This is a genomic window from Microcoleus sp. Pol12B5 (assembly GCF_036701335.1).
Taxonomy (GTDB): Bacteria; Cyanobacteriota; Cyanobacteriia; order Cyanobacteriales; family Microcoleaceae; genus Microcoleus.
The window spans coordinates 159901-181044 of sequence record NZ_JAUBQQ010000004.1; the positions used below are offsets into that span (position 1 = coordinate 159901).

Genomic DNA, 21144 nt, shown 5'->3' on the forward strand with positions numbered 1-21144 from the left:
ACTATGGCTACTTGGCGTTGCGTAAAGCAGTGCGGTGCTTGTTGTTACCTCGACCCAACAGAGCGCCCAGACTTAGACGAGTATTTATCTGAAGACGAATTAGCGGTCTATTTGAGCTTAGTCGGAGATGACGGTTGGTGTATAAATTTTGACAAAACCACCAGAGAATGCGGGATTTACGCCGATCGACCGCGCTTTTGTCGGGTAGACTCAGAGGTGTTTCAGGAAATGTACGGCGTTGAGCCGACTGAATTGAACGATTTCGCGATCGAGTGCTGCTTGGAACACATTGAAGATCTTTATGGCGATCGATCTTTGGAAATGATCCGCTTTAACTCTGAAGTCGGAATCCTCGCCTTACCTGACGGTGTTGCATAATTGCGGGATGATTTTGATTGTTTTGGGGGATGGGCCCCTGATCGCGAAGGTGTGTATTTTCACAGCAGGCGGGACACCCCATAACCATCCTCCTCAAATTGTGCAACGCCTACCTGACAACTAACAATCTCCCGGTTTCTCACCGGGAGATTGTCAAAATAAACAAATCAAGGAAATATCGCGCAACAACTAACAATCTCCCGGTTTCTCACCGGGAGAGTGTCAAAATAAACAAATCAAGGAAATATCGCGCAGTTGAGTTGAGCTATGAGTAATCGAGAGGGTTTTACAGGGGGATTTATTGCCGGAGCTGCCGTTGGCGGCTTGGTGGGTGCAGTTTTGGGCGCGGTGCTGTCGCGGCGCGCTGCTGAAGCTTTGCTGAGTGAACCTTCAGACGCAAAAACCAGAAAAATCCGCCAGAGGAAAGCCAGCCAACTCGAAGCCGACGGGATGGAGGTAGCAAGGCTGAGTTTAGAAGATAAAATTGCCCAGCTAAATCAGGCAATAGATGACGTGCGGCTGCAACTCGGAGACGTAAACGGCAACACGCCGGCTCCGGGCAGCGAGGGATCGCTCGCTCAAGACTCCTAACTCCATTTAAGATTTTAGATTAGTCGGGCACATCAATGCGGGCTACTCACATCTTGCACCATTCTCGCTTCACAGACCTTTCGAGTCTGTGAAGCAAACAGTGATTTTTATTGTGGGCAGTTGCTCTTCTAGCCCGCCCGCAAACAGGGTGATGCTCCCCCTCTCCACCACCTATGCTAAACTTTAAGTTAAAGTGTCTGTAAACTTTACTCAAACTTCAACGAGAATATATGAGTTATTCCATAGGCCTTTTGGCAACCACGCTGTCCACATTTCTGCAAATCTATGTAGCCCTAATGATTTGTCGCGTGCTATTAAGCTGGTTCCCGAATATCAATTGGTACGACCCCCCCTTTTCAATTTTGAGTCAGTTAACAGACCCTTACCTGAATCTATTCCGATCGATTATCCCCCCCTTAGGAGGGATTGACTTTTCGCCACTGATTGCGTTTTTTGTACTTCAGTTCGGCTCGGAATTCTTGATCGGTCTTTTGACCAGCTTGCAAACATCCTTGTAGTTTGAAAAGCTTAAGTTTTTAAGCATCGAGCGTAAATTGTTTGGCAGACCTAACAGCCGGCAACTAAATTTTAGATTTGAGATTTTTAGATGGGCTCCCCGGTTGAAAAGCTGGGGAGTTCATCGTACATCAGAAATGAGAAATTGCCAGCGACTCAACAATCTCAAATCGAAAATCTCAAATCTAAAACAGCATTGCAATTTCACGGGCAGCCCACCCTAAATCTCAAAGAGTTTCCTTAACGGCGAACCACGCCAGTAAAACCTGTAGCTTTAAATTGCTTGAGCTTCAAAGGTGTTCTCTGATTGGAGGCAACCGAAATTCTGAGCTGAAAATCACTAACTCCGGGAGGAACTTCTTCTATAGAACCCAACCGAGTCCGGTTTTGCATCACCGGATTGTCGTCAGCATCATAAATGCGGCCGAAAATATCAGCATTGACAACTGGTTTGCCCGTGCTATTTTCAGCTTTCCCAGTAATCAAAAAGCAGTTAGCTTCCATAGAACTGCCGCTGGTGACTGTTCCTTCTCCCATTTCTGCCGGACATTCGCGATAAGAAAGGTCGGAAAGTTTAATCTGTGTCAGAGCCCAAGCAGGTGGAGTGAATACCAAACTAAAAATTCCGATTAGGCAAGTAGCAAAAAAAAGGCTGATAGCTCGAAATTTCATAAATGGCGGGGCAAGTATATTTTAATTCTCAGCTTAGCGCGAATTCAGCCTCAAATTCCTACTTATATGAATTCGGAAAACTACAGCTAGTTTTTGAAGAAATGGCATTAATCTAGACCTAAATGCTGTCGCAAGGCTTGGCGCATCACATCAACTGGGACGGATTCTTTATCCAACCAAATTTTTAAGGCGGCTGCTCCTTGTTGAACTAGCATTTCGAGTCCGTCAATAGCTCGCGCTCCGCGAAGCTGTGCATCTTTGAGAAACTGGGTAGGATTAGGGGTGTAAATTAAATCGTAGACGATCGCACCTGCTGAAATTCGATCGAGATCACCAGCCGCAACCGGCGACTTCTCCCCCTGCGGATACATCCCCACAGGCGTCGTGTTCACCAACAAATCTGCCTGCGAGATTAACATTGACAAATTATCCCAAGTATGCACCTGCAAATTCTGCACGGGCATCGGAGAATTGACCCAACTCTGCTGAAATTCCGCTAAATTTTGTTCGTTGCGGCCGACAACGTGAATCTCTGCACATCCCAATTGAGCGCATCCAGCCACAACAGCTCTCGCCGCCCCGCCATTCCCCAAAATTACCGCTACTTTCTGACTCCAATCGGAACCGCCCCTAGCCCCCCCTTGGTAAGGGGGGGAACAGGATTCCACAGCCATATTGCCCGTTTCTAAGGGAGAGGTCGCGTATTTAGACCCCCCTTGGTAAGGGGGGGTTGGGGGGGTTTGCAGCGGCGCGAGAAAACCTTCAACGTCAGTATTTGTGCCGCACCAACCTTTGTCAGTTAGGTATACGGTATTGACTGCGCCGATCGATCTGGCGATCGGGGAAACTTCCGACAACAGCGGTAGGATTGCTTGTTTGTGCGGAATCGTGATGCTAAATCCCCGAACGCCGATCGCCGCAAATCCTGCAAGAGCAACTTTTAAATCCCCTGGTTTTACAGGAAACGGCAAGTAAACAAAATCGACTCCCAAGTGGGAAATAGCAGCATTGTGCATCGCCGGCGACAGAGAATGTTCGACGGGATGACCAATTACTCCCAACAGTTTAGTAGTGCCTTTAATCATTTTTGTTAGTTGACTGTTGACTGTTGACTGTTAACGGTTGACTGTTGAGTTTTGTTAGTTTTCATACCAGATCCTGCTACAGTTGGGCCCTTATTCTTTAGTCGGCTAGGAGTGAACTTCGTTGGTTCAGAAGCGATTTTCCTCGCGGAGTGACTGTAAACCGTCAACTGTTAACTGTCAACTGTCAACTCTCAACTGTTTGCCGAAACTCTTTGGCGTCAGCCAAAATCGGATTGACATCAAACCAATAATCTTCGCCGTAACGGTATTCAAACACCCAGAGACTCCGCAGCAATATTTGGTATTTAGTTTCCCCACTCACAGTTTTGGTAGCGGATACTTGGCGCAGCAATTTCCACTCATCAGGTTCTATCGCCAAAGTAAGCTGGTGGCGGCGCTGGACGATCACATTTTCCAAAGTTTCCCGCGACAGAGGAGGGTCTTGTTTCTGCAGACAGCTATACAGCAGTTGCAGCAAATTGCGGACATGACCGCCGCTGACTCGACACAGGCGATCGAGAGTTTCCGCAGAGTCGAAAACTTTGCCAACCAAAGCATTGCGCTGCCAAGGGTGAACCGTCGGAAAAGCCCGCGCCAGAACCATCTGTCGCAGCAATTCCACACCCTCAGAGCACTCTGAACCGTCGCTCAACTGCACCGGCACCATTGGCAAAACCTTCGGATCTACTCCAAATCGATTGGTCAACTGGCCCAAATCGTTAGAGAAAATCAGCACCAAAGGAATTGTATACACGACGTGGCAATTTAGTCTTGCCAACTGTTCACCGCGATCGACAAACAAGTATTCCGGCTGCAGCCGCCCCGTGGGTTTCGCGCACAGGTGTATGCGATCGAGATTGTCGATAATTACTACAAGTCCTTGTTTCCCTTGGCGTTTGAGTTCTTGATTAGCCGGCTCCAGCAACTCCTTATTAAGCGCATCTAAAATTACGTTAGTTCGCGGCTCCAAATATTGCCTCAACTCCGATCGCAGATTCGGAGCATCTTTCGCCTTAGCAGTAATTTTGCCAATTCCCAACGCCAGAGAAAATTCTCCCTCCGTGCTGGCATTTATTTCCCCAAAACCCGGAACATTAGCTTCCGCGCTCAAGTCTATTTGAGTTTGAAAAACATCAGCAATCCCTTTAAGCAAAGCTTTAAAACCCGTCGGTTGCAGCTTAATTTTCATTTTCTCGATGCTTTCGCTCACCTGACGAGCAACGCTCAACAAAATGTCAGTGATATCGACATCTGCCATGTCTAAGTCTTTACTCGACTCAAAGTAAACAACATGAAATCCTTGTTGCTGCAATTGAGCTTGCAGCCGCAGCAATTCTGTTGATTTACCAGAGCCGATGTGACCTGTGAATAGTTGACAGGTAGGTGCATCGGGGGACAGACGGCTGATGGTACGCTCCAATTGTTCGACGATTGTGCCACCCCGCACTGAAGAGAAATCGATATAGTATTGTCGGTCTTGTTGATTTGCTACAGCCAGGGTGTAGCTGGGATTGCAGGCGCTATAAAATTTCTGTAAATTTAGTTCCATACCCTGTTCGCTCAAAACTACATTATGCCCTAATAGCTTATTCGTTTCGCTACTTGACTAATCAGAACAAGTGGTTCGTTTATTCTGCTGTTTTATTTTGCGGTCAATATCTTGATGTAGCTCATACAATTTTAGATTTGAGATTGGGAATGGCTCATCACTATTGCGCTTTATATCTGACCTAGCGTGGTATTTTTTGGGGAAATTTTTATCATAATAGGCGCTAACCAATTATACCTAATTTTTGCCCGCAGGGAATGAAGGGAAGTCGCTAATACCCGATAACTAGGCAATCGATCTGTCTGTGCCACGATTTTGTATATTGAAATAAACGACGAAGAGTGGGCGATAATGTTCTCGCGTCAAAGTGGCTATTTGAGTACGGTTAACCGAATAGATAAAGGGCGGGAACTTGCACCCGCCCCGATGCGGTTATCAAGTCAAGATCAACTCAAATCTCAAACCTCAAATCAAATTGCAGCAGCAAATCCAGTGGCAAATTTAAAACTGTTGGCTGCACCGATTCAGCAGATTTGGCACCGAGCAAAAACCGATACTTGCGAAGGACAACAGTCGTAGAGAGATCAAGATTTTAGGCTCTTCTTCAAGGTCAGAGATTCATCTGTGGAGTAGATCTAAAATCTAAAATCTAAAATCGACTGACAGCGCTATTTTCCATAAATCTTACCATTCGTTCAGGTACACCTCCTGAAGCGTGGTTTTGACCTGTAACCAGCCTCTGGCTCGCAACAACGTAAACTTGAAACTTGGGAAAAACTACAGCCAAGAATAAAACTGATGCTAGAATTTTACCAATTTCAATAATTGTATAAACACGAGGCAGAGCCTCTGGATATGCGTTACCAGGCTCAGCGTGGGAACGAGAAAAACACTTAAAGATTTTGGATGTAATAAACGATATCCAGTCTCTTACTACAAAATCACAATCCTCCGCGACCTCTATCGCCCAAAGTGAATATCCTATAAAAAAAGAGCTGGCAATTATACCAGCCCTTCAACTAATTTGAGATGTTAAATTAGCAGTAATCTAACATCTCAAACCTCAAATCAATCTAGCTTCTGTCGATCGCAGCCACAGGCTCAAAACTCGGAACCACAATTTCACCATTCTGCTTAGTCAACTGGTTGTACAGCCTTTCGGTATTCGGGAAATTAGCAGCCGGTAGAGTCGGAAAGCGGCGGTAAGGAACAGTATCCTCACCAAAAGCCTCCGCATATTCAACGCTGTTCAACATCGCGTTGATAAAGCCCTTAATCCCTTTACTTGCCAAGATTTGGTTATAAGTCCGAATCTCCGCTTGATTGCGAGGAGCACGGCCCAAGAAGTGCTTCGTACCCAACTCAATCACCTTAGTATTGGGATAAGGTGCGTAGAACTGTTTGATGTACAGCGACGAGCAGCCCAAAGCCTCAATGAACTCCTTGAGATTGATTTCATTGTTGCCCAGTTTGCTTTCCAGCGCCGTGAATTCATTCTTCACAACGTAGGGGTTTAAATCGCGTTCAAAAATTTGACGGTAAGCAGCTTGAATTAAAGTTTTCAAAGCTACTTTGTCCGAAGTAGTCGTCAGCTTGAACATCTTAGTTTGTTCACGCCGCTTGCTGACACCTTGAGCAATCCGACTTTGCAACTCGATATCGCCTCGATTGCCTGCTGCACCGAGTTCGATAAACCGAGGAGTTTCTGGCGTCTGAGCTTGGAGATTTTGCTCAGCGACGGAACCCGATCGCATCGTCCGCATTGACAAACCACCGGGAGTCACATAGCGCTCGTAGGGAACTGTATCTTCCCCAAAAGCTTCGTTGTACTCCATGCTGTCCATGATGCTATCGACCAGCGCGTAGAAACCCTTCTTGGCGCAAATGTCAAAGTAAGCGTTCATTTCCTGGCGGCCATAGGTAGGGCGTCCCAGGAGTCGGCGGTGAATGTACTCGATCGCCTTACAAACGTACAGCTTGCTCCAGTACATATTGCGGAACACGTCAGACTTCGCCAACATCCGAATAAACTCGCGCATCGGAATCTCGCCGTTTTCCAGCTTAATTTCCGCTACCTTTTGGCGCTGGCCGTCGAACACGTCGCGACCAAACACTTGCAGGTAAGCTGCCCGAATCACCGCTTGGGTGGAACTTTCGGTATATTTGACACTGGAAGCATTGCTGTAGCTGCTAGAGACACCGCGGGCAGTTTTCTTGGAAGCAACATAGTTGCTCGGTAACTGATCTAATTTAAAGACCTTGGGGCCGAGAGAGCCGGGAGCAGCACCGCGAGCCGCCGGATTGCTCAACTGATTGTCAATACCTGCACCTTGACGGATCAGGATACGGCGAGTGTCTTTGCCGAAGGGAGCCGGACGGCTCTTGGGGTTGCGAGTTTCTTTCGGGAAAATCGCGCCGAACTGAATTTCTAAGGGGTCATTGCCAACACCGTAAACGTGCTGGTCTGGCAGAGGCTGGTTGTAGCCAGCAAACAAGGTGATGAACTGAGGAACCTTGCGGAACGGAGCGCTGAAATTGAACAAATCAATTTGCGGGCCCCAGTTGCGACACTCCTGAGCTTCTTGGCCCAAACCGCGCAGGTAAGGCACTGTTTCTTCGCCGAAGTAATCGGAATACTCCTGGGAATAAACCATCGCGTCTACAAGGGCTGGCAGGCCGCCTTTGCTGACGATCGCAAAATACTTGCTAAATTCCTCCCGCGAGCTCAAACCGCGGCCGAGGAAGTGGCGGGCGGCCAATTCTACAGCACGGCTGTTGACAAACGGCTCGTAGAATTGCTGACGGTACAGAGGAGATTTGCCAAGGCGGCGAATAAACTCTTTCATCGAGATTTCGCCATTTTTGACCTTGGATTCCAAGTCAGAAATGCTTTGGCTGTATGCGCGGCTAATGTCGCGCTCGAATACTTGGCGGTAAGCTGCTTTGATTACTTCTAGCTTTTCAGCCGAAGACAGACCGGTTTTCATGACGAATTTCGATCGCCGCTCGGATGCGTTGAAGTAGATTTGAGGCAGTTGCAGCCCTTGCTGGTCGTTGCTTTCGCGCTGCCGCACCTTGTCTGAAGGTGTGGGAGCTTTGAATTCGGTAATAGCTACATCGAAATACTGTCCGACGATCGCACTTGCCTCTGCATTGTTTCTGAAATAGCCCAAAGATGCTGCCTTCATTTCCTGCATTGCCACAATTGTGGCCGCCGAAGAGCAAGCATTTTCGATGATTTCCCGCAATCCGCGCACGTTCACCGAAATAATGTTCGGGTCGCCAGCTACGATCGCGTAGGTGATGTAACGCAAAAACCAGCTCAAATCCCGCAGAGATTTGGTCATGTTGCCCGGGCCGTAGCGCGAGACATTGATTGGCTGAAATCCTGCGGGGATTGGGCCGCTGTAGCCGCCACCGTTGCCAGAAAATAGATTTCCTAGCCCCAAGAAACCACCGCCACCACCGCCGTTGCCGCCAGCGCGGCTTTCTACGTAGGTGACATTTCCCAGTTTCATGCCTTCAGAGACATTCGCCGAGCCGCCGCGAGCCGCCCCTGCTACAGCCATCGCAGGTTCTTGTGGTCTTTCCAAAAATGCCAGCGGGGAACCGCCGGTAAAAATCCGGTTGGCTGCGCGGGATACTATCAGTTCCGAGTTTTGGGTCAGCGTCGCAGAGATATCGATCCGAAGAGCCCCTGAACTGAAATAACTTGCTAGTTCGCTGAGTTCGCCCCGCTGTAGAAAGCGGTCTTGCTGTTCTGCTTGCGAAATTGTTGCGACCGGTACAGTTTGATATAGTTGCGGACGCGCAACCGAGCTTCCACCACTTGCCTTTACAGTCATTAGACTCCTTAGCTCCCTATCCAAATAGTTGCAGCATTTAACCAGACTAACCTTGCCTTCTGATGCAGGTCAAAGTAGGTATTTTTGCTTTGTTTACTTTTTGCCTTTACCTGTCACGAGGTTCGGGCGCGCTTACTTTCTTAGATTAAAATGTTTTGGTTTCATCTTTCTGCCTGCGGGGAAATGTCCTATCCGAAGGCAGGCACGGGGTACTCCCTCCGCTGCGATCCGCCGGTATACCCGTGGAAAAAAAGACTCGGCAGGAGAGTTGCCTTTGGGCGATTGCAGCCAGTGCCTTGAATTAAAGGAAAAGAAAATCAAAAATTTTCTTCTGCCTGTTTCGGGGCTTTTGACTTTCTGCGGAAAGACGCCTCCGCTTTACCCGACAGTTCAGCGGTGGGTTATTGACAGTCCTTATTTGTTAAAAAGCCTGTCGAGATTTATTGTATAGATTTAAGAGAGCTTATATGAGAAAAAATGATAAGTTTTATTACGCAGAAGCTGTCAGGGCTTGGCTACCAGGGGTTAGTCGATCGCCCGATCGCTCTCTCTTAGGCTTCCCAACTTGGCGAGACGCCACTTTGGTTGCCAGTAACGCAGCAATAGAAGTGCATCGCGTCGCGCTGTTCGTCCGTAGCTACTGACAACCAATCTCAAAACCCACGCACTATTACCTCACCTATGGATACTACGCCTGATATCAGTGCTGCCGTGCGGCGGCTTTACGATACTTTCCCTTTCCCGCCCGATCCTTTGTCAGATGAACCGCCCCCTGGGTACAACTGGCGCTGGAGTTGGCCTGATGCTTACAATTTTTGCACCGGTCAAAAGCCGCCAAAACTCGATATTCGGATTTTAGATGCTGGCTGCGGCACTGGTTCGAGCACCGATTATCTGATTCACCTCAATCCCGAAGCTTCGGTGACGGCGATCGACCTGAGTGAAGGTGCTTTGAAGGTAGCACAAGAACGTTGTCGCCGATCTGGAGCGCGGGAAGCTGATTTTCGCCACCTCAGCCTGTACGATGCCGCCGAGTTAGAGGGCGAGTTTGATTTGATCAACTGTGTCGGCGTGCTGCACCACTTACCAGATCCAATCCGGGGCATTCAAGCCCTGGCGGCGAAGTTGGCGGCGGGCGGTGTGATGCACATTTTTGTGTATGCTGAGCTCGGACGCTGGGAAATTCAACTGATGCAAAGGGCGATCGGACTTCTTCAAGGCCCGCAAAAAGGTGACTATCCCGATGGTGTGAAAGTCGGTCGTCAAATCTTTGCTTCTTTACCAGAAAACAACCGTCTTGTCAAGTACGAAAAACAGCGTTGGGCAGGAGAAAATCAGCGGGACGAATGTTTTGCTGATATGTACGTTCACCCGCAGGAAATTGACTACAATATCGAGACTTTGTTCCAGTTAATTGATGCTTCGGGATTGGAATTTATCGGTTTCTCAAATCCGGGATATTGGCAGTTAGAAAGACTTTTGGGGAAAGCGCCGGAATTGATAGAAAGAGCTCAGGGTTTGACGGAACGGGAGCTTTATCGATTAATTGAATTGTTGGATACGGAAATCACTCATTACGAGTTTTTCTTGGGCAAAAAGCCTGTTAATAAAATTGATTGGTCGGACGATCGGACACTTTTGGCGGCAATTCCAGAGTTGAGTGGTTGTATGCACGGTTGGCCTAGTCAACAAGTGTTTGATTGCAACTACCAATTGCTCAATTTGTCAAGTGCGGAATTTGAGTTTTTGCAAGCTTGCAATACCAAAACTGTGGGAGAGATTTTGGCGGATGTGGAGATGGGATTGGATGAAGTGCGATCGATCTTATCAAAACAGCTCATTTTGCTAACACCCGGTAAAATCTAAGGGCGGGCAAGATGCCCAACTCCTACTCCCCACAATCAAATTAGCTTTTTGTGGAACAGGCATCTTGCCTGTTCTTTGCTCGAAGTATAATTTATGTTAAATTCCCAATTAATCAAGGCTTTACAGTTGGAGGATTAACAGCCGTAATTTGTGAATAACGAGCGAAATCAGCAATGTTAAAAGTTAGGATATGGGTTAAACCATGAACTAGCATAGCAGCAACTAGCCGCGCATCATGAACGTTAACACCTACAACCTTATGTGTTATCACCAGTCGCTCCCATTCTTGATAAATTGCTTCGGTATCCAACAACAGAGGAAAAAGCTGTTTTAAGCGATTAATTTCTGCCTCTGCTTCTGTTGCAGTACGCCCTAATCCATTTCTCTGGATCGGGCGCGTGCAAACGTTCCAAAACTCGATCAAATTTTGGGGTACGATATAAAGTTGTTCCCCGCGATCGCGCAGAGTAATCACGGCATTAACGGCATCAGGATTCATTGGGTGCGCTGTATCGATGCTACGCAGCAGTATGTTTGTATCTACGAGAAACGGCATTTAACCTCTGTCTCCATAAATGCTCTCTCTGCTAATAGCTTCATCTGAAAGAGTGGGGAGATTTAGGGTACGATGACTGTCAACCCATTCTTGAAATGCTATTGACCATTCTGTTGGGGTAGCTGTTTCATAAAATGGAGGTTGTTGAGGTTCAATTAGCTGTTTGAGCATCGCATCTAGTAATGGTTTAATCTGATCCGCCGTGCGGTTGGTGATTTTTCCCAAAACTTGAGTAATCGTCTGTATCTCTTGTTCGTGAGATTGCTGAAGATTGTGCAGCATAATTATCCTTGAGTGCAAGTTTTTGGGCTGATGATAGCGGGGTCGATCGCACTTTTTAAATTGATTTGAATATTATAACTGTAGCGCAAAGCCTAGGAAGTAGGCGATTGCGCTCGTTTCTAGACTCTTAGCCTGGGAACCAGTCCAAAACTTGTGCTGAGCGAAGTCGAAGTATCCAAAATGGATTGACACAGGCCCCCGTCTGCGGCTACGCTTTGAAGTTAGAGGTTGCTTTGCTTGTAGAGGAAGTAGCCCGCGTCGCCCAAAAATCTAGTTGCACTGCCCAAAGCTGCTACCAACAGCAATGGACAGCTAACCGCCAAACTGGTATCAGCAGTCTGGAGGCTAACGGAGTATGATAACACTCTCTGTAGCCGCCCTGCTATGCGTTGAAAAGCGGGGCGGCTGGGTTTTTGGGTTTTTCTAGAAAACCTAAAACCAGGAGAACATAATTATGTCACAGGAATTCTTGCCTGACGACAACAAATTCGATCGGCCAAATGACGACTCAGCAGCAGAATCGGAACAGGATGTGGTGTGTGTAACGGTGACAGGTTCGCCCAAGGGTGTCAGGGAAACCATACTCACTTTGTACCGCCTGGGATTTGCCCAAGTTGGCGATTGGAGTCCCCTACAACGTGCAGCTAATCCGAAGCAAGTGATGAGTGTGCTGATTCGCCGTCGGAAGCGCAAAGCGTAGGTGTTTGCTCGTTCCCAGGCTAGAGCCTGGGAACACATTCCATGAGGCTCTGCCTCCTGTTTTTATTTTTATCCGTTAGCGAGGCAGAGCCTTTGGATCTCGGTTCCCAGGCTAAGGCCTGGGAACCAGTTAAATCTTTGACCTAAGTGGTAAGTAAATCGCTTGGCTTGTAGGATTCTTCCTTTTAGAATATTTAAGAAGAAGTTAAGATCGGATTTCCTCCCAATTTAATTGTTTCCCGCTTTACCATATCACGAATTGTCTCTGGAATAGAGGTAATATTATTACCACTGAGGTCTAGCAATGTCAGATTGGAAAGTTGCCCAAGCGTTTCCGGGATGGATGTAATCTGATTACGACTGAGATCAAGCTCTGTAAGATTCGACAGTTGTCCGAGCGCCTCTGGAATGGAGATAATCTCATTACTACTGAGGTCTAGCAATGTCAGATTAAAAAGTTGCCCAAGTGTTTCCGGGATGGATGTAATTTTATTAAGACTAAAGTAAACCTCTGTCAGATTGGAAAGTTGCCCGAGCGCCTCTGAAATGGAGGTAATCTCATTGCTACTGAAGTTAAGCACTTCGAGAGAGGACAGTTGCCCGAGCGCCTCTGGGATAAAGGTAATCTGATTGTTACCAAGGTCAAGCCGTCTCAGATTGGTAAGTTGCCTGAGCGACTCGGGAATAGAGGTAATCTCATTGTAATTAAGGTCAAGCAATATCAGATTGTACAGTTGCCCGAGTGTCTCGGGAATGGAGGTAATCTGATTGTTATCTAGGTCAAGCCCTACCAGCTTGGACAGTTGACCAAGCGATTCAGGAATAGTGGTAATTTGATTGTTATTAAGGTGAAGCTCTCTTAGATTGGACAGTTGTCCGAGCAACTCTGGAATGGAGGTAATTTCATTGTTATCGAGGTGAAGCACTATCAAATCAGACAATTGTCCGAGCACCTCTGGAATAGAGGTAATTTTATTGTTATTGAGGTAAAGCACTATCAAATTAGACAATTGCCCAAACGACTCTGGGATGGTGGTAATTTGATTACGACTGAGATCCAGCCATCCTAGATTGGATAGTTGCCCCAGCGGCTCTGGAATGGAAGTAAGCTCATTGTCACTGAGGTGAAGTATTCTCAGATTGGACAATTGCCCGAGATATTTTGAAATAGAGGTAATCTTATTTCTACTGAGGTTAAGCTCTATCAGATTCGACAATTGCCCGATAGCTTTTGGGATGAAGGTAATTTGATTGCAAGCAAAGTCAAGCTTTTGTAAGTTGGGTAATTGAAGAACACTATCAGGAAAATTAGTTAGCTTATTTCCCACGCATTTTATTTTTTCCTCATCCCACTTCCCCAATACCAAGGTCTTAAGCTGTGTACACTTACCAATCTGCTCAGGCAATCTTTTTAAGCCCAAACCTGCCAAATCCAGTTCCGTCAATTTTTCCTCGATTGCTTGGTCAATTCGCCGCCCTGCTTCCTTTAGCGTCATATCCTTTGTCTCTCCGTAACATTTATTTTATTGTGACAATTAAATTTAGTCTATTTGAAAAAACGACAAAAATCAGGATACGGCAGAAAAAGAACCCACTAATGTGGATTCTTATGTCAGGCGCTGTAGGATAGATCGTAACGCGATCGTAACTCGCTCTTGATTTCGCAGCATCTACGGCTTGTTTGACCAAAATACCAAACCAGCATGACACCTAACTATAGGCAGGGTACTTCCCTAGATAACAAGGGATAAAAATAATTATTTAGTAAAACGTTTTACTGATAGAATATCTTTTTCAATCTGTAAAATTTGACGGTCAATAGCAGCTTTCTTCGCTTCGTTAGGTCTTAACTGTGCGTCCCTTTGATAACGAATATTACGTCGTTCGCTAGCTGCAATTTTAGAATTATAAATACCTAAAAAATTACCGCCAGCACGAACACTTTTTGAACGCGCTCTTTCGTTAACATTCTTCATGGTAGATGCAACCTCTTTCTTCTGCAACTGCAACTCTTTTTTGGTAAAATATAATTCTTTTAGTAAGGCTTTTTGTTCATCTGAATTATTAGGAGTAAAATCTATAGATTCCTGCAATTTTAATGCCATGTTTTCTAGAATTTCTTGATACTTTTGCTTGAATTTTGTTTTGGTAGCAGTATTAACATTACTGTACTGCAAAACAACCGTATCTAAAAGTTTTATTTGATTGACTATTTCAGCGATAACAACTTCAGCTTCTTTATCCCATTCAGCTACCTCAGAAAAAGTAGAAAGATTTCTAAACTTATTCATTAAATAGTCGAAAGAAATTTCCCTAATTAAAGATTCCCCTTGGGCAAATAATTTACCTTCGACTGTTAGTGTCCGTTGTAACTTACTATTGTAATTGCGAGCAAAAGTTTTACCACTATTTGTGAAAAACATCCAAACTACTAACCCTATGCCTACTATTAAAACCAACGAATAGATAGATCGAAAAAAAACATTACTAAAGAATACTTGAGGTAAATACCCTATCAATATATAAAGAATACTTACCGCTGCAAAAACTAAATATTCAACGCGATACATAAAACCTCCAAGTAGTGTGCGCTCTACCAGCCCAGACAACATTGTAAATAACTTATACATAAACAACAAGTATATACCATTGACATAAACACCCCACCGCATCAAACTCGCTGCACTGTAGTTGTAGCGGGTTTTCTGTCGTTTATGTAGTTTCTATAAGTGTGTACTTTTTAAAAAACAACATACTGATAGACCAGTAACGCTCGCCATTGCCTGCCACCGCTCCGAACCGCTGCAAGCTTGCCAGCCGTGCCAGCCTCTCCAAGCTTGCCAGCCGTGCCTGTGGTGCGATTCTGCAAGCCTTGACACTCCCAGCCATCTAATCACCCCAAAACCCTCTAGACCCCGCCAGATGGTGCATTTTGTAGCCTTGCTTGTGATGTCGAGACGATCGCCCCGTGTCGAGCGGACTGCCGCCAATTTTGGAGTCTTATTGGTGGAAAACGCTACTAAATTCGGCAGACATCAAAGCCTGTCTTGCTTTTGCCGCAGACCATGAGAAAACTGATCCGCCTTGGCTACTTTCAACGTCAGGGTTCTTTTTTTCTCACTACTTGCTCAAACCTGAAATCCTGACCTAAACAAACCAGGATTATTTGCAGTTATAATTACGCTTATTAGTACAAAATATTGCTTTATGGACTACCACGACATCATCACAATTGAACCGGGAAAACGCAGTGGCAAACCATGTATTCGGGGAATGCGAATCACCGTCTACGACATCTTAGAATATCTCGCCGGTGGAAGGACGGAAGCAGAAATTCTGGAAGATTTTTCAGAATTAACTTCGGCAGACATCAAAGCCTGCCTTGCTTTTGCCGCAGATCGTGAAAAAAAGTTATTTGTGGCATCCCTGTGAAACTACTGTTCGACGAAAACCTCTCAGACCCAATTCTTAAGAGAATTATCGGTTTGTATCCCGATTCTGTTCATGTCAAAACCCTATGACTGACAAATACTGATGATGCAGAAATTTGGGAATATGCAAAGGCAAATAATTTTGTGATTGTTTCCAAAGATTCTGACCTTCATCAACGGAGTTTACTTTACGGTCATCCTCCCAAATTTATTTATCTCCGTGTTGGCAATTGCTCAACATCTAAAATTGTTCAAATTCTGCGAGATGAAATCGACATCATTAGTCAGTTTGGAGATAGAGAAGCAGAGAGTATACTGGTATTGTCCTAGCATGAAACCAAAAAAGCAAAGACTCAGGAGATATCAACTTAAGGAGTTTACAGGAGTGAAGAAAATATCCAGCAAGTTAAGCTAATATAAAGTTGTTGATCTCTGCTCAATAATCCACTGAAAATGATGAAAGAAGACACCATTAACATCGTTGGTTTTCATGGACATATTTACTTCGACGCTGATAATCGCGATGCCGCAGCGCGTGTACGAGAAGGATTGACTCAGTTTGAGGTGCAGCTTGGGCGTTGGCATGACAAACCCATTGGCCCCCACCCGCAAGCAATGTATCAAGTTGCATTTTTACCAGACCAGTTTGGCAAAGTGGTTCCCTGGTTAATGCTGAATCGTGAGGGGCTCAATATTCTCATTCACCCTGAAACAGGCGACGATGTGGCAGACCATACAAAACATTCTTTGTGGCTAGGAGAGAAACTAGAGTTGAATGTCGAAGTCCTGCGACCTAGGACAGGTAACGCCAGCTTATGATCCATCCGCGCGCAAGGCGAGGGCGTTTCTCCAGACTGACTTATCGCTGATAATAGATAATTAGCCACCGATTTGAGACATAGTGCGGCTGTAATTTCCTTGAGTAGTTCCCGAATCTCGCTGTTTGAAATTAATCTCCGGTTTCATCTCTAATATGTGCCGCACTCTATCGCGCAATTCGCTTGTAGGAGTCCCACCACGGAGAGCAGTTTTTAAGTCAATTTGACCAGTTTCGTTCAGCAGACAAGGCCGCAGCCACCCGTCAGCAGACAAACGCATCCGGTTGCAGCGATCGCAAAAACACTCGGACATTTGGCTGATAAAGCCTAAAGTACCTTTCGCCCCCGGAATTTGAAACACATCCGCCGGCCCATTTCCGCGCACTCCCGACTCGGCTAACCCGTATTTGTCGCTAATTAGTTGCCGCAATTCTGCCGAAGCTACCCAACCTTTATCGCCAAATAAATCCCCATTCCCGATCGGCATAAACTCAATAAATCGAACGTGCCAATTCCGGTTAATAGTTAACGCCGCCAAATCCAATATTTCGCTGTCATTCACACCGGGAATTACCACAACATTCAGTTTTAGCGGGTCGAATCCTGCTTGATAAGCCGCTTGAATTCCCTCCCAAACCTGCGTCCATCGCGATCGTCCCCGACTCCCAATTATCTTATCAAAAGTCTCCGGTTCCAGCGAATCCAAACTAATATTAATCCGGCGCAAACCAGCATTGTAGAGATTTTCCGCCATTCCCGCCAACAAAAAGCCATTAGTTGTCATTGACAAATCTCGCGTTTCGGGCATTGAGGCGATCGACCTTACCAAATCCACCACCCCAGGCCGCAGCAGCGGTTCCCCACCCGTCAAACGAAACTTAGTAAATCCCACGGGTATAAAAACTTCCCGCAGCAGAGTTAGCAATTCCGAGTGAGTTAACAACTGCTGCTGCAATACATAGTCCAACTCGCTACCTTCCGGCATACAGTAGAGACAGCGGAAGTTGCAGCGGTCTATCAAGCTAATCCGAAGGTAGTCTACGGTATCCATGTCAATAGTTTGTAATATTATTTAATTATAAATGCTGACTCGATTTTCTGCAATTATTGATAGAGAGCAATAAACCTGCATCAATTTCTTTTCACCTTCCCCCTCCTCTCTTACTCTGCGCCCTCTGCGCCCTCTGCGGTTAATAAAAAAAATATCATTCACAAATTTGTATATTTATGTTCTTTGAATTTGAAGCTGACTTTGTAGAAGCCCTGCGCTGCATTCCGATGCAGGTACGTCTCAAATTAGATACTTGCGGCATTAAATTGAAGTTGCAGGATTGGAATCATTTCAACCAAGCAGAACGTCAAATCCTTGTAGAGAAACCTTGCTTGACACCAGCAGAAATTATCGATTACCGAGAAAAGCTAAACCAAGTATTAATTCAACAGACAGGCAAACCGGGAACTGATTTGGCTGTTGATGAAAATCCCCCGTGGATGGATGCTGCAACTGTACCGGAGTCTGTTTCTGCAAAAGGGCAAGAGCTCGGCGTCACAATTACTTTGGCACAGTGGGCGAGTTTGCAGCCTCTACAGCGATTTGCTTTGATTAAGCTTAGTCGATCGAGCCACGAGAATAAAAACTTTCTTCCGGCGCTTCAAGAGTTTAAAGTTATCGAATGAGCTCGAATTTGAATTAACTCTTGTAGCGCGCAGAGGCAGACAAGGGAGAGTTACCTCATCGATTCGGGCGATCGTCCTCTATCACTTCTCACTAAGTGAGGCTTACTTGGTGAGAAAGACGATAACAATGTGTAAAAAAGTGCGGTCGGGCGGTGGGAGAGTTAGGGGGAGGTCGATCGGACATTTAATGGCTTGAGGTTTCCGAAGCGCCAGACACCAAATTCCGAAAATATGATTAATTTTATTTTAAGTATTGTTACCGCAGCGTGGTATTATTTTTCTGAGTTTGCAAAGCACTCGCCTGCTACCTGCATTAGTTTCTGAGCTTCGTGAACACGCAAAACACACCCACCGAACCCACACCAGCAACCGAGGATATTCCTCAAGCTGACACAGTCTCAACAGTCTCGACAGTCTCGTCCGAGACAACGAATCCCATGCAAGACTTTTATCGCCTCCAACAAGAGTTGTTGGCGTACACCCTTGCTTTTACGGCGATTATTTTTATCTCCGTTTGGATTTTTTACTCCCTCAACATTGCCCTGAATTATTTGCTTGGGGCGGTCACAGGTGTGGTTTACTTAAAGATGTTGGCTAGAGACGTTGAACGAATCGGCAGCCAAAATCAACGCATCAGCAAGACAAGGCTCGGTTTGTTTTTCGCGGTGATGATAGTAGGAACACAGTGGAATCAGCTACAGATTTTACCGATATTTTTGGGATTTCTGACTTACAAAGCTGCGCTGATGGTTTACGTGATCCGAAGTGCATTAGCACTAGATTACAGGTAAGTCAGGTAAGAAGAGCAAAACTCAACTCATCGATTTGTATGGGGAAGCCCGTTGAATGGCAATGCTTGACGTTCTAAACACCTTTAATCGTTTCCCCCTCGCCAAATTGGAAGTTGGCCAGCAGTTGTACTGGCAACTCGGCAATCTGAAAGTTCATGGACAGGTTTTTCTAACCTCGTGGTTTGTAATTGCTGTTTTAGTCGTAGTTTCGATTTTAGGAACCAGCAAAATCCAGCGAATTCCCAGCGGAATGCAAAATTTTATGGAGTATGCGCTGGAATTTATTCGGGACTTGGCTAAAAACCAAATTGGGGAAAAAGAATATCGCCCTTGGGTACCGTTTATTGGTACATTATTTCTGTTCATCTTTGTGTCAAACTGGTCTGGTGCTCTAATTCCTTGGAAGCTGATTAAGCTGCCATCAGGCGAATTGGGAGCTCCTACCGCTGACATCAACACGACGGTAGCATTTGCACTGCTGACTTCTCTAGCATATTTTTATGCAGGTCTCAGCAAAAGCGGCTTGGGGTATTTCGCCCACTATGTTGAACCGGTGCCTTTCATGTTGCCGTTCAAAATCATAGAAGATTTCACTAAGCCTCTGTCCCTAAGTTTCCGTTTGTTTGGCAACATTCTTGCGGACGAATTGGTGGTCGGAGTGCTAGTGTTGCTAGTGCCTTTATTTGTTCCTCTGCCAGTAATGGTTCTGGGACTATTTACCAGTGCAATTCAAGCTTTGATTTTTGCAACCTTAGCCGCAGCCTACATTGGTGAAGCTCTAGAAGGCGGTCACGGCGAAGAACACCACGATTAACTAACGATAAACGGCGAAGCATGAAGGAGGAAAAAGAAAAATTCCTCTCCTAAAACTTCCTGCCGTAAAATCGGACAATTCTCTAGACTTTCGGCTCTCAATTTTGTACTTTAGATAAGGAAAATCATCATGAACCCAACAGTTGCTGCCGCTTCCGTAATTGCCGCCGCTTTGGCAGTAGGTTTAGCTGCAATCGGCCCTGGCATTGGTCAAGGAAATGCAGCAGGTCAGGCTGTAGAAGGGATTGCCCGTCAGCCGGAAGCAGAAGGTAAAATTCGCGGCACCTTGCTGTTGAGTTTGGCGTTCATGGAAGCGCTCACAATTTACGGTTTGGTCGTAGCCCTAGTGCTGCTGTTTGCCAACCCCTTCGCATAATAATTTGAAATTTTAGATTTGAGGTTTTGGCGATTCTAATCCAAAATCTCAAATCTAAAATCGATTAAGCGAATTAGATGGAAGCCGTCAAAAAATCATGATGCACTGGACAGTATTACTAGCAGTTGAAGAAGCGGCTAAGGAAGGGGGACTGTTTGATATAGATGCTACGCTGCCTCTGATGGCGGTGCAGTTTTTAATTCTAGTCGCAGTCTTGAATGTAATTTTTTACAAGCCGCTGAGCAAGTCAATTGACGATCGCGCCGATTACATTCGCAACACTCAAGTCTCCGCCAAAGAACGCTTGGCAAAAGCTCAGCAACTAGCGCAGCAGTACGAGCAAAAACTGGGAGAAACTCGCAAACAGTCTCAATCAGTAATTGCTGCTGCTCAAGCTGATGCCCAAAAAATTGGGGCAGCAAAAGTAGCTGAGGCTCAACAAGAAGCTCAAGTCGCGCGAGAAAAGGCTGGGCAAGAAATAGAGCAGCAAAAGCAAGAAGCAATGCGCTCACTAGAACAACAAGTAGACGCGCTCAGCGGCCAAATTCTCGAAAAGCTATTAGGGCAGTCGCTGGCCAAATAGCGAGACGGAAGAGTTTTAGATTTTTGAGGGAATCTCAAATCTAAAATCGCTTCACCCAATCTGCACGCGCAATTATGGAAGAGTATCATGGGGACTGTTTTATTGCTAGCCACAGAAGCTAGCGGCGAAGGTGGTTTCGGTTTAAATTTCGATATTTTAGAAACCAACCTGATTAACCTGGTCATTATTATTGCAGTGCTGTTTTATTTCGGGCGCGGATTTGTAGGTAAAATCCTGACTGAAAGGCGTTCGGCCATCCAAGAGGCGATTCAAGATGCAGAAAAACGCCAAAAAGATGCAGCAGCAGCTCTAGCAGAGCAACAGCAAAAATTGACTCAAGCGCAAGCAGAAGCGGAACGAATTCGTGCCGCTGCTGAAGAAACTGCCAAGAAAGCAAAAGAAGCAATTCTAGCTCAGGCGGCGCAGGACGTTGAACGCATGAGAGCAACAGCAGGTCAAGAGTTGGAAGCGGAGCGGGAAAGAGCGATCGCCCAACTGCGCTCGGCCGTTGTATCTCTGGCATTAGCAAAGGTGGAAAGCCAGCTAAAAACTAGCTTGGACGACAGCGCTCAACACCAATTAATCGATCGCAGCATTGCGTTACTGGGAGGCTAAA

27 protein-coding genes are annotated in these 21144 nt (G+C 45.9%); 17 read left to right on the forward strand and 10 right to left on the reverse strand.

Going from position 1 to position 21144, the window contains the following annotated elements; all coding sequences use genetic code 11:
* The first annotated feature begins 3 nt into the window (after positions 1-3).
* The 3 genes from QUA24_RS04125 to QUA24_RS04135 all read left to right on the forward strand — a co-directional run bounded on the left by QUA24_RS04125 (position 4) and on the right by QUA24_RS04135 (position 1487).
* Positions 4-378: a YkgJ family cysteine cluster protein gene (locus tag QUA24_RS04125; RefSeq protein ID WP_333211071.1), complete on the forward strand. Its 375-nt coding sequence runs from the start codon at positions 4-6 to the stop codon at positions 376-378.
* A 267-nt stretch (positions 379-645) separates the two neighbouring features.
* Positions 646-969 (forward strand): hypothetical protein, encoded by a 324-nt coding sequence (locus tag QUA24_RS04130; protein ID WP_333227443.1) that lies wholly within the window; start codon positions 646-648, stop codon positions 967-969.
* Between the two features lie 230 nt (positions 970-1199).
* On the forward strand, positions 1200-1487 hold the full coding sequence (locus tag QUA24_RS04135) for a YggT family protein (protein ID WP_333083660.1): 288 nt from the start codon (positions 1200-1202) through the stop codon (positions 1485-1487).
* A gap of 238 nt (positions 1488-1725) precedes the next feature.
* Here the strand turns inward: QUA24_RS04135 and QUA24_RS04140 are convergent, their stop codons facing one another.
* The 3 genes from QUA24_RS04140 to QUA24_RS04150 all read right to left on the reverse strand — a co-directional run bounded on the left by QUA24_RS04140 (position 1726) and on the right by QUA24_RS04150 (position 4791).
* Positions 1726-2157 (reverse strand): hypothetical protein, encoded by a 432-nt coding sequence (locus tag QUA24_RS04140; RefSeq protein ID WP_333227445.1) that lies wholly within the window; start codon positions 2155-2157, stop codon positions 1726-1728.
* Positions 2158-2264: 107 nt separating this feature from the next.
* The gene (locus QUA24_RS04145) at positions 2265-3242 is read right to left on the reverse strand and encodes a shikimate dehydrogenase (RefSeq protein WP_333227447.1); all 978 of its coding nucleotides are present in this window, start codon (positions 3240-3242) and stop codon (positions 2265-2267) included.
* Between the two features lie 184 nt (positions 3243-3426).
* The gene (locus QUA24_RS04150) at positions 3427-4791 is read right to left on the reverse strand and encodes a P-loop NTPase fold protein (RefSeq protein ID WP_333227449.1); all 1365 of its coding nucleotides are present in this window, start codon (positions 4789-4791) and stop codon (positions 3427-3429) included.
* 351 nt (positions 4792-5142) lie between these two features.
* Between QUA24_RS04150 and QUA24_RS04155 the strand changes: the two genes are divergently transcribed.
* Positions 5143-5370 carry a hypothetical protein gene (locus QUA24_RS04155; protein WP_333162872.1) on the forward strand — a complete coding sequence of 76 codons (228 nt, stop codon included), beginning with the start codon at positions 5143-5145 and terminating at the stop codon, positions 5368-5370.
* A 494-nt stretch (positions 5371-5864) separates the two neighbouring features.
* Here the strand turns inward: QUA24_RS04155 and QUA24_RS04160 are convergent, their stop codons facing one another.
* Positions 5865-8636, reverse strand: coding sequence for a phycobilisome rod-core linker polypeptide (locus QUA24_RS04160; RefSeq protein ID WP_333227451.1), 2772 nt, complete (start codon positions 8634-8636; stop codon positions 5865-5867).
* Positions 8637-9103: 467 nt separating this feature from the next.
* Here QUA24_RS04160 and QUA24_RS04165 point away from each other — a divergent pair, with 467 nt between their 5' ends.
* Together QUA24_RS04165 and QUA24_RS04170 are read left to right on the forward strand one after the other, a co-directional pair.
* The gene (locus QUA24_RS04165; RefSeq protein ID WP_333048382.1) at positions 9104-9280 is read left to right on the forward strand and encodes a hypothetical protein; all 177 of its coding nucleotides are present in this window, start codon (positions 9104-9106) and stop codon (positions 9278-9280) included.
* A 37-nt stretch (positions 9281-9317) separates the two neighbouring features.
* Positions 9318-10502: a class I SAM-dependent methyltransferase gene (locus QUA24_RS04170; RefSeq protein ID WP_333227453.1), complete on the forward strand. Its 1185-nt coding sequence runs from the start codon at positions 9318-9320 to the stop codon at positions 10500-10502.
* 112 nt (positions 10503-10614) lie between these two features.
* Here QUA24_RS04170 and QUA24_RS04175 read toward each other — a convergent pair whose 3' ends face one another.
* Both QUA24_RS04175 and QUA24_RS04180 read right to left on the reverse strand, forming a co-directional pair.
* Entirely contained in the window at positions 10615-11058 is a 444-nt protein-coding gene (locus QUA24_RS04175; protein ID WP_333227455.1) for a PIN domain-containing protein, read from the reverse strand.
* Positions 11059-11340: a hypothetical protein gene (locus tag QUA24_RS04180; protein WP_333179978.1), complete on the reverse strand. Its 282-nt coding sequence runs from the start codon at positions 11338-11340 to the stop codon at positions 11059-11061. It lies immediately after the preceding gene.
* 185 nt (positions 11341-11525) lie between these two features.
* Between QUA24_RS04180 and QUA24_RS04185 the strand changes: the two genes are divergently transcribed.
* Together QUA24_RS04185 and QUA24_RS04190 are read left to right on the forward strand one after the other, a co-directional pair.
* On the forward strand, positions 11526-11699 hold the full coding sequence (locus QUA24_RS04185; protein ID WP_333227457.1) for a hypothetical protein: 174 nt from the start codon (positions 11526-11528) through the stop codon (positions 11697-11699).
* A gap of 95 nt (positions 11700-11794) precedes the next feature.
* Complete coding sequence (locus QUA24_RS04190) at positions 11795-12040, forward strand: hypothetical protein (protein WP_333179981.1); 246 nt, start codon at positions 11795-11797, stop codon at positions 12038-12040.
* Between the two features lie 193 nt (positions 12041-12233).
* Here the strand turns inward: QUA24_RS04190 and QUA24_RS04195 are convergent, their stop codons facing one another.
* From QUA24_RS04195 to QUA24_RS04205, 3 genes are all read right to left on the reverse strand, one after another.
* A complete protein-coding gene (locus QUA24_RS04195; RefSeq protein ID WP_333227459.1) occupies positions 12234-13535 on the reverse strand; it encodes a leucine-rich repeat domain-containing protein in 1302 nt (433 codons plus the stop codon).
* 261 nt (positions 13536-13796) lie between these two features.
* Positions 13797-14609, reverse strand: coding sequence for a hypothetical protein (locus QUA24_RS04200; protein ID WP_333227461.1), 813 nt, complete (start codon positions 14607-14609; stop codon positions 13797-13799).
* A 153-nt stretch (positions 14610-14762) separates the two neighbouring features.
* Positions 14763-15029, reverse strand: coding sequence for a hypothetical protein (locus tag QUA24_RS04205; protein ID WP_333227462.1), 267 nt, complete (start codon positions 15027-15029; stop codon positions 14763-14765).
* 217 nt (positions 15030-15246) lie between these two features.
* Between QUA24_RS04205 and QUA24_RS04210 the strand changes: the two genes are divergently transcribed.
* The 3 genes from QUA24_RS04210 to QUA24_RS04220 all read left to right on the forward strand — a co-directional run bounded on the left by QUA24_RS04210 (position 15247) and on the right by QUA24_RS04220 (position 16289).
* Complete coding sequence (locus QUA24_RS04210) at positions 15247-15471, forward strand: DUF433 domain-containing protein (protein WP_333227464.1); 225 nt, start codon at positions 15247-15249, stop codon at positions 15469-15471.
* 89 nt (positions 15472-15560) lie between these two features.
* A complete protein-coding gene (locus QUA24_RS04215; RefSeq protein ID WP_333227522.1) occupies positions 15561-15800 on the forward strand; it encodes a DUF5615 family PIN-like protein in 240 nt (79 codons plus the stop codon).
* Positions 15801-15923: 123 nt separating this feature from the next.
* Positions 15924-16289: a DOPA 4,5-dioxygenase family protein gene (locus QUA24_RS04220; protein WP_333227466.1), complete on the forward strand. Its 366-nt coding sequence runs from the start codon at positions 15924-15926 to the stop codon at positions 16287-16289.
* A 60-nt stretch (positions 16290-16349) separates the two neighbouring features.
* Here QUA24_RS04220 and moaA read toward each other — a convergent pair whose 3' ends face one another.
* Positions 16350-17339 carry a GTP 3',8-cyclase MoaA gene (gene moaA, locus QUA24_RS04225; RefSeq protein WP_333227468.1) on the reverse strand — a complete coding sequence of 330 codons (990 nt, stop codon included), beginning with the start codon at positions 17337-17339 and terminating at the stop codon, positions 16350-16352.
* A 176-nt stretch (positions 17340-17515) separates the two neighbouring features.
* Between moaA and QUA24_RS04230 the strand changes: the two genes are divergently transcribed.
* The 6 genes from QUA24_RS04230 (at position 17516) to QUA24_RS04255 (ending at position 21143) form a co-directional block, all read left to right on the forward strand.
* Entirely contained in the window at positions 17516-17965 is a 450-nt protein-coding gene (locus QUA24_RS04230; RefSeq protein ID WP_333227470.1) for a nitrate reductase associated protein, read from the forward strand.
* A 329-nt stretch (positions 17966-18294) separates the two neighbouring features.
* Positions 18295-18756, forward strand: coding sequence for an ATP synthase subunit I (locus tag QUA24_RS04235; RefSeq protein WP_333227472.1), 462 nt, complete (start codon positions 18295-18297; stop codon positions 18754-18756).
* A 55-nt stretch (positions 18757-18811) separates the two neighbouring features.
* Positions 18812-19570, forward strand: a complete 759-nt coding sequence (gene atpB, locus QUA24_RS04240) for a F0F1 ATP synthase subunit A (protein WP_242717111.1) — start codon at positions 18812-18814, stop codon at positions 19568-19570.
* A gap of 129 nt (positions 19571-19699) precedes the next feature.
* Positions 19700-19945 carry an ATP synthase F0 subunit C gene (gene atpE, locus QUA24_RS04245; RefSeq protein WP_006631105.1) on the forward strand — a complete coding sequence of 82 codons (246 nt, stop codon included), beginning with the start codon at positions 19700-19702 and terminating at the stop codon, positions 19943-19945.
* A gap of 97 nt (positions 19946-20042) precedes the next feature.
* Entirely contained in the window at positions 20043-20528 is a 486-nt protein-coding gene (locus tag QUA24_RS04250) for a F0F1 ATP synthase subunit B' (protein WP_333054530.1), read from the forward strand.
* An 87-nt stretch (positions 20529-20615) separates the two neighbouring features.
* Complete coding sequence (locus QUA24_RS04255) at positions 20616-21143, forward strand: F0F1 ATP synthase subunit B (RefSeq protein ID WP_333054531.1); 528 nt, start codon at positions 20616-20618, stop codon at positions 21141-21143.
* Position 21144: the final 1 nt, after the last annotated feature.